This is a genomic window from Acidovorax sp. GW835-FHT14B10, assembly GCF_058793725.1.
In genome coordinates, this window is sequence record NZ_JBXAGC010000055.1 from 1 (window position 1) to 8,070 (window position 8,070).

Annotated in this window: 6 protein-coding genes and 2 pseudogenes; 4 read left to right on the forward strand and 4 right to left on the reverse strand. The window is 59.0% G+C overall.

The window, feature by feature from the left end; genetic code table 11:
- Positions 1-75: 75 nt before the first annotated feature.
- Together istA (AC1Q5S_RS21880) and AC1Q5S_RS21885 are read right to left on the reverse strand one after the other, a co-directional pair.
- A pseudogene (istA, locus tag AC1Q5S_RS21880) lies at positions 76-765 on the reverse strand (IS21 family transposase); the annotation flags it as partial.
- A 115-nt stretch (positions 766-880) separates the two neighbouring features.
- Positions 881-1,309: pseudogene (locus AC1Q5S_RS21885) on the reverse strand (transposase); the annotation flags it as partial.
- Positions 1,310-1,619: 310 nt separating this feature from the next.
- Between AC1Q5S_RS21885 and AC1Q5S_RS21890 the strand changes: the two are divergent.
- The 4 genes from AC1Q5S_RS21890 to AC1Q5S_RS21905 all read left to right on the forward strand — a co-directional run bounded on the left by AC1Q5S_RS21890 (position 1,620) and on the right by AC1Q5S_RS21905 (position 5,607).
- Entirely contained in the window at positions 1,620-2,690 is a 1,071-nt protein-coding gene (locus AC1Q5S_RS21890) for a tyrosine-type recombinase/integrase (protein WP_157667156.1), read from the forward strand.
- A 436-nt stretch (positions 2,691-3,126) separates the two neighbouring features.
- Positions 3,127-3,684, forward strand: a complete 558-nt coding sequence (locus AC1Q5S_RS21895) for a hypothetical protein (protein WP_232476749.1) — start codon at positions 3,127-3,129, stop codon at positions 3,682-3,684.
- A 515-nt stretch (positions 3,685-4,199) separates the two neighbouring features.
- Positions 4,200-4,460: a helix-turn-helix transcriptional regulator gene (locus AC1Q5S_RS21900; RefSeq protein ID WP_086929086.1), complete on the forward strand. Its 261-nt coding sequence runs from the start codon at positions 4,200-4,202 to the stop codon at positions 4,458-4,460.
- Positions 4,450-5,607 carry a type II toxin-antitoxin system HipA family toxin gene (locus AC1Q5S_RS21905; protein WP_492239421.1) on the forward strand — a complete coding sequence of 386 codons (1,158 nt, stop codon included), beginning with the start codon at positions 4,450-4,452 and terminating at the stop codon, positions 5,605-5,607. Before AC1Q5S_RS21900 ends, AC1Q5S_RS21905 begins: the two co-directional genes overlap by 11 nt.
- Here AC1Q5S_RS21905 and istB read toward each other — a convergent pair.
- Together istB and istA (AC1Q5S_RS21915) are read right to left on the reverse strand one after the other, a co-directional pair.
- Positions 5,602-6,366, reverse strand: coding sequence for an IS21-like element helper ATPase IstB (gene istB, locus AC1Q5S_RS21910; RefSeq protein WP_492239422.1), 765 nt, complete (start codon positions 6,364-6,366; stop codon positions 5,602-5,604). The two genes, AC1Q5S_RS21905 and istB, sit on opposite strands and share 6 nt — an antisense overlap.
- Positions 6,363-7,964 carry an IS21 family transposase gene (gene istA, locus AC1Q5S_RS21915; protein ID WP_492239423.1) on the reverse strand — a complete coding sequence of 534 codons (1,602 nt, stop codon included), beginning with the start codon at positions 7,962-7,964 and terminating at the stop codon, positions 6,363-6,365. Before istA (AC1Q5S_RS21915) ends, istB begins: the two co-directional genes overlap by 4 nt.
- Between the last annotated feature and the right edge of the window lie 106 nt (positions 7,965-8,070).

Below are 8,070 nucleotides of genomic sequence, written 5' to 3' on the forward strand. Positions count from 1 at the left end.
AGGAGTTCGGTCACGATCGACCGAAATCCTCGGTCACGATGCCGAAATCACCGGTCACGTTGGTCCGAAATACCCAAATAGGTAATGTGCGCACATCACGGCAAAGCGTGCGTTGACGATGCGGCCCTTGCCACCTTGTCCGCCTTTGCCGCGCGGGACCTTGTCCACGGCCGTCTTCATGTTGTCGTAAATACCCCGGCGAGCCACGCCACCGAGCGCCGCAAAGGAACGGGTGTGGGCGTCAAACAGCATCTCGTGACCCTGGCTGGGGTAGGCCACCAGCCAGAATGCGCGGCTGGCGCACAGCTTCATGTGCGACACCTGCATGCGGTGGTAGATACCGCCCACCACCAAGCCCTCTTCGCTCCAGTCGAACTGGAACGCCTCGCCCATCTCGAACTTCAGTGGCACGAACGCCCGGGCGTCCTTGCCAGCGTCGACGCGCCAGGCCCGGATAAAGTCCGTGACGCGGGTGTACCCACCCTCATATCCGCTGGTCTTGATTTGCGCAAACAAGGCGCGTGCCGTGCGACGGTTCTGCTTGGGTCGATGCGCATCGGCCTTGAGCGACTGCTCCAGTTCGGCCACATACGCATTGAGCTTGTTGAAGCCCGCCGTGCGGCTGTAGACGGGCTCCTTCACCTCCTCTGGCTTCCTCAGCCAGCTTCGCACCGTGTTGCGCGATAGGCCCGTGCGCTTGGCTATCTCATGCAACGACACCTTGTCGCGCATGTACATCCGTCGAATTCTTCCCAACATTTCCATGGTGATCACCTTGCATTTTCCCTGCCCAATATTTAGGCAAGGCAAGTAAAACACCTGGGTCAGTTTTGAAGCGGCACATGCCCTCTAAGTGGGTCAGTTTTCAGTCGGCGGCAACACCCGAGAGCAGTTCCTGCTCCTGGGCTTGTTGCACGATCTGATTGAAGAACTCGATGACCGCATCGTGCTCGATCAGGCGTTCACGGTTCTTGCTGAAGACAGTGGGCACCCAGACTGCGTCGTCCATGGCCAGGCCGATGAACCAGCGAAACAGAAGGTTGTATTGGGTCTGCTCCATCAGCTGGCGCTCCGAGCGCACGCTGTAGAGCACCTGGATGAGCATGGCGCGCAGCAGCTTCTCGGGAGCAATGCTGGGGCGCCCGCCTTTGATGTCAGCCGCATACATCCGGGCAAACAGCTCATCCATGTGGGTCAGGGCTTTGTTGACCATCACACGGATCACGCGCAGGGGGTGATCGGCGGGAACGAAATCATCGAGGTGGCGCATGGTGAACAGGCTCTCGGTGAAGGTATCAGCTCCGCGCATGGATGGCTCGTCTGTCTGGTCGGTAGGGGTGCCTTGATTGTCGTGGCAAGGCGTCAACCGAGGAGTGAAGGTGGAGGGTATTTCAGCAGCCTGCTAGGGGCATCGGCATACCGGTGCCGATCTTCGCGAGCGACTAGGCCCGACAATTGAATGCACACTACATGACCGGACTTCACAGTCATCAGCGTTTTCATTTGCTGATCAACTTTTCATTTCTATGCTTTGCGCGTAGCTTTCGGATATGAGATGGCATGATGGCTTAATGTTTTTTACGTCATGTAATGTGCATTCAAAACTTCAAGAAAGCTCTATGTCTGACTTGCCTCTGCAGGAGAATCACCTCTTATCCCCTGTGCCGAGGCCTTTGGGACCAGAGGTGTTTGAGCTCTGGTTCAACAATCGCGCCAACGACGATCGCGATTGGCTAACCCCTAAGGGGGCGGTTCTTTATCGGCTAATTTGGAAACGCTGGCTTACGTCGTTGAGTCAACATGCCAACATCGACGGGCAAGCTATGTCTGCCACCGCTTGGCACAAGGCCACTGCCGTAGACGTCCACAATTTCATCAACGGCAGCTTACGGGCTTCAAAAAAACAAGGTACGGTCAGTCTCATCACTCGCAGGCGCTATTGGAGCGCCATAAACCGAATTTACCAATTCGCGCTGTCACAGAAGTGGGTGAATGCAAATCCGGCTCTTGGCTTGCTGGGGGAGGACATGCCGCCAAGCGAGGATCCCAAGGGGACCATCCTCTCAAATGCGCTCTGGAAAGCGGCGTTTGCTGCCTTCCCAGTTGGTGATGACCTGATTGAGAGGCGAAATCGCGCGATATTGATGGTAATTTTTCATCTTGGACTTGCTCCCAGAGAGATACGGCAACTGACGGTGAAGGACGTATTGATCGAAGGAGATGAGGATCCACGCAAGGCAATTCCGAATGGCAAGATCACTGCGTTGCGGGTAGAAAACGAAACACGCGGAGACCACAGGGTCATGCATGTGCCAGCGTCAGTGGCGAAAGCCCTCGGAGAATGGCTGTCCGCCCGTAAGTGCTATGAGCCGGCCCAAGATCATGAGGTGCTGTTTTGTTCGCGGAAATCGCCATCCATGTCTATGCACGCACTCCTGTATCTGGTGACCAAAACCATTCGAACGGCATGTCAAAGCAGTAACCTGCCGTCTCCCGCGCGTCTGGGGCCACAGGTTGTCCGAAACACCGTCCTTGTGCGATGGCTCAATAGTGACTTCACTGTCGAACAAGTGGTGAAGGCTGCAGGTCTGAAGAACGCGAAAGGGCTGTACCACCTTCGTGACTTAGTGCACCACGAGGTGCGCATTGCGATCTCAAAACACGTGCACGAGGGGATCGGTCTGATCTAAGCGGCCTTGCCCCCGGTCATCAATGGCTGTAGCCTTCCCCGCATGGAACGCGCGACTCCTACTTTTCACGGATTGGATGCTGATCAGCTAACTCAGCTAGCAAGGGAAGCTGTGGCCAACGCGGTCGCATCGAACGCACGCGCTGGCATCCCCCTCACCGGGTATGTCGATGGCCGCGTGCAGACGATCCAGGCTTCCGACCCCCGGATTGCAAAGTTCCTGCAGAAGCAAAGCGCTGGCCTTTGTGTCCCGTCCATTCAGATCGAACGCGATCCAGACACGTGATTGCTGGTGGGCAATGTGCCAGGAATCCCAGGTGCGTACACCCAAGGTGAAACCATCGAAGAACGCTGCGCACACCTGACAGAGGTATTGGAGATGCTGCAAGAACACACCGCAGTCGCCCTCAAAAGGCAGCCTTTCGTACTGGGATGATGTGGGCTTCATCCTCAATGGACGACGCGTCATGGTGTGGTGGCGGCATCCTCGGGACATCTTAAAAGAAGCTATCTCCTCCCTGGCTTGGGACGAGGCTGGTGACGGCCCCCGGGATCGCTGGCTGATCGAAGGGGGAACCCAGAACTACAAAAAAGTTGGCAAATCGGGCCGGCGGAAAAAGCTGAGCAGCTACACCAGTCGCGAGCCTTCGGTGGCGCAGAGACAACACTACGCCACGCTATTCCAGATTGAGGAAAGGTTGATGAGGGATGGGATCGACCTGGAAGTTCGCCCGTCATGGAAATGGGAGCGTCTCAGTTGGGCCATGGGCGTGACCCTGGCGGCACCACTTGAAGTGCGCAATGAGCAAGAGGTCGCAGAAGTGGCCCACCTGGCCCGCAACCTCATCTTGCGCAAAACCACGTTGGCACAGGAATTCCCGGACTATGTGTACGATCGGGTCAGCTGGCTGCGTGACCAAGCCGTATTGACTGCGCAATCACCCAACGAACCACGCAACTCAGCCGCACACGGGCTTGTGATGGCCCTTCGATAACAGGCCGTAGAAGAACGAAGGTGGCGGTTAATGACCGTTCATGGCTCTACAGGCCATTTTGCAAGTCGCTGTTCTTGACTGACGGCCGTACAGGCCTGAGCACGACCAGTGGGGAACTGCTTGTGGCTCGATTCCGGAAGCTTCTTTGAAAACACCAGGTATCAAAGCGGCAGAGCGAATCCGGCAGCTGGAAGCACAAACATGATGTCAACGGGTCCACTCTCTTGCCGATGCGGCTGCAGACCGAAGGCGCGCTAGATGCGGCTGACGGCCGTTTGCGTCATGCATGTTTCCTGAGCCATCGTGCAAGTGCTGCTGCGCTACGTCGGACGGTCTGGGACGATACTTGCCGCGCACCCTGTCACTTTGGAATCGAGCGCTGCGGTTGTTTCCCGATCGGGAAACATATGGATAGATCATGTCCTAACCGAACTGAACATTCCCGATCGGGAAATATTGCTTGCACATAGTCCGGTTATGGCTGATAATTTCCCGAACGGGAAACGTAGCGAGCCATGACATCCATTCGATCCCCGCAACAACTCGGTGATGCACTGCGTGCCGCACGCAAACAGCTCGGGCTGACACAGCCTCAGCTGGCTCTGGCGGCTGGGGTAGGGGTGCGCTTCATTGTCGAGCTTGAAGCAGGCAAACCCACCTTGCGACTGGAAAACGTGCTACGGGTCATTGATGCCCTGGGTGGTGAGATTCAGTTGAGCGGGTTGCCATCAACCGTAGTCGACGATCAATGTGAAGGTGGCAACCATGGTGCATGAACTGGAAGTCTGGGTTTTTGCAGATCGTGTCGGCACGTTGGCGCTGGTTGATGGTCGACTCAACTTTTGCTACCTACCCGATTGGCTGTCACACAAGGACGCCATCACCTTGTCTGCCTCGCTGCCCCTGCAAGCGGAGCCGTTCGACGATCGCAAAACGCGCCCCTTCTTTGCGGGTCTTCTGCCCGAAGGGCAGATGCGCCGCTTGATTGCGAAACAATTCCAAGTTTCAGGCCAGAACGACTTTGCACTGCTGGACCACATTGGCGGCGAATGCGCCGGGGCTGTGACGTTCCTAGAGCCGGGACAAGCTTTGCCTGTGCCGACCCGTAGCGATGACGTTCAATGGCTGAGCGACGAGGAAGTTGTTGCCATCCTGGATGAACTACCGCGCCGCCCCATGTTGGCAGGCCAAGACGGCTTGCGGCTTTCATTGGCAGGTGCCCAGGACAAACTACCGGTGGTGTTTGACGGTGCCCGCATTGGTCTGCCCCTCAACGGAACGCCTAGCTCGCATATCCTGAAACCGGCCATTCACGCTGTTGAAGACAGCGTTAGCAACGAGGGATTCTGCATGGCACTGGCTGAGGCCATGCAGCTCAAGCCAGCGAAATCAAAAGTACACAAGGTATTGGATTGCTCCTTTCTGCTGGTTGAACGCTACGACCGACTGATTGATGCGCAGGGGAACCGTCAACGCCTTCATCAAGAGGATTTCTGCCAGGCGCTGGGTGTGGTGCCAGAAATGAAATACCAAAATGAAGGTGGTCCGGATCTGGCGCAGTGCTTTGATCTGTTACGCAGTGCGACACGCCCCAGTGCACCGCAGGTTCTGCGACTGCTCGACTATGTGATCTTCAATGCGCTGATCGGCAATCATGATGCGCACGCCAAGAATTTCTCACTGCTGTACTCGGGCAAGGCGCCCGTTCTGGCACCGTCTTACGACATGCTCTCGACGGCAGTGTATCCAACACTGACGCAAAATATGGCGATGAAAATCGGCAGCAAGTACAAGTTCAGCGAAGTCCAGGCGCGTCACTGGGAGCAGTTTGCTGAAAGCGTCGGGCTAACCCCCGATGGCCAGGTCAAATTCCCCCACCCTTGGCCACCCCAAATTCCCCCAGGCAGGACGACCAGATTATGACGACTCGGGTGTGATGGCGATGCGTGCGGCAGCCTCCTTGAGGCGGTAGCTCTTGCCCTCGAACTCCAGCATTGCGCAGCGGTGCATGAGGCGGTCCAGGATGGTGGTGGCCATGGTGGCGTCGCCCAGATATTTGCCCCAGTCCTGCACCACGCGGTTGGATGTGATGACGATGGAGCGGCGCAGCTTGTAGCGCTGGTGCACGATGGCCTGCAGCACCTCGGCTGCGTGCTCGCTGATGCGTCTGGCCAGGAACAGGTCATCGAGGATGATCAGGTCCGGTGAGACCCAGTCCTTGAGCAGCTCGGTGCGCTCTGAGTCGCTGGCCAACGCGTAGCGGGCAAATTCGGTATCGGCCTCCAGGTAACGTGCGTCGTATCCCTGCAGCGTGGCCTGGTAGGCCACAGCTTTGGCCACATGGCTCTTGCCGGTGCCGGGCTTGCCGATGATCAAGGCATTGGCACCCTCGCCGATGAACTTCAGGGTGTGCAACTCGAAGCAGACGCTGCGCGGCAGCTTCGGATTGAAACGCCAGTCAAAGTCGGCCAGGCTGACCTTCTCATCCAGCCCGGATCGCTTGAAGCGGCGCTCGGTCAGGCGTGAGCGCCGGCGGTCCAGCTCATCTTGCAGCATGGCCGAGAAGGTCTCCAGAAACGGCTGCTGGGCGGCCTGGGCCTGCATCACGCGGGTGGACAGGGTCTCGGCAATGCCGGACAGACGCAGTTCGCGCAGCGCGCGTTCGATCTCGATCATGTTCATGGCTGAACTCCCGGTGCGGTGGCGGTGGCGGCCGCCGCGTGCGCGAACAGATCGGCGTACTCATCGGCGTCGCGGATCAGGTCGTGCTGCTGGGTCAGCGTTCGGGCACCGGCGGCGCTCGCACCGCTGGACGCACTGTTGGACTCGGTCTCGATGGCCGCCAGTGCCTGGGCAAAGATGGCTTCAGTCAAAGCCAGCACGCGCTTGTAGCTGTAGATCCCTTGCTCCAGGGCCTGCGCGCAGGCCGTATTGACGCAGTGCGCCGGGTAACGCCTGGCCAGACTGACGATGCCCCAGAGCTTGCGCTGGCCCACCCGGCCCTCGATGGCAAAGAGCAACTGACACAGCCGCCTGGCGTGCTCACCGATCTCGCCTGCCTGACGCAGGATCAGGCGGGTCTCACGAGACGGATTGAACACCCGCTCCTCCATGGGCAGCACCACCGTGCCGGGGCGCTCGGCTTTGGCGTGGGTGCGCAGCAGGGCACTGGTGTGCATGTCACGAATCTCGATGCGCTGGGCGTAAATGCGCACGAGCACCTTGGATCCAATGGAGGCCGGGCGAGCGGCGTAGCTGCTGTGATCCACCCGCACACAGTTGTCGTCGCAGACGGTGCGCACCGCCTCGTCGAAATACTGCATGCCCAAGAGAGGCAGGGGTTTGAGGTGGGCACGTTCTTCCTCGAACATGGTCTGCACCTGCCGGCGCTCGGTGCCGTGGATGCGCTTGGCCGCCCAGTTCTTCTCCCAGTGCGCCAGGAACTCGTTCTGGGCCTCGATGGACTCAAAGCGCCGGCCCTTCAAGGCCGTGGCCTGGGTGTGGCCGATGGCATGCTCGACCGTGCCCTTGCGGTTGGGGTCTCGCACCCGCGCCGGGTCGGCCACCACGCCGTAGTGAGTCAGGGTGGCGGCGTAGATCCGGTTGAGCTCGGGCTCGTACAGGTCGGGCTTGATGACGCCTTCCTTCAAATTGTCCAGCACCACGTATTGCGGGCAGCCACCGAAGTAGCGAAAGGCCCTCTCATGCAGCTCGGCCCATATCTGGTGACTGGACTTCCACACCACGAACCGGAAACTGGCACGGGAGTACCGCAAGGTGGCCACGAACAAGCGGGGTTTGCGGTACCGCTCGCTGCCGGGCACGCGTGTGGGCGCGCCCTCGCCGTAGTCCACCTGCATCTCCTCGCCGGGCAGGAAGGACAGGCGATCGAACTGCTCCGGCTCCTTGTGGCGCAGCTTTGCGCAGAAGCGTTTGACCGAGTTGTACTGCCCGGCAAAGCCGTGCTGGTCGACCAGGTCCTGGAAGATGGCCATGGCGTTGCGCTTCAGACGCAACTGCGCTTCGATGAACTCGCGGTGGGGTTCGCACAGGGAGGTGGCCACCGGCCCAGGAGCCGGTGGCCAGGGTGGGGGAGTTTGCTCTGCCGAGCCGGTGGCCACCCCGGGGGAATTTGACTGCAGTTGCTCCAGCCAGCGCTGGCGGTAGCTCCTGATCGTCTTGCGGTCAATGCCCGTGATGCGGGCGATCTCGCGTTGCGGTGTGTTGCGCTCCAGCAGTGTCTCTATGGTGGCGCGTTGGTTGGACTTCAAGACATTCACTCCTTGGCCTTCCCTCGGGGAAGACCGGATGTTGATTTCCACGTAAATCTGACCCCTCTGGACTGAGTTTTTTCACCCAACTTTGACCCCTTGAGTAACGTCTCCT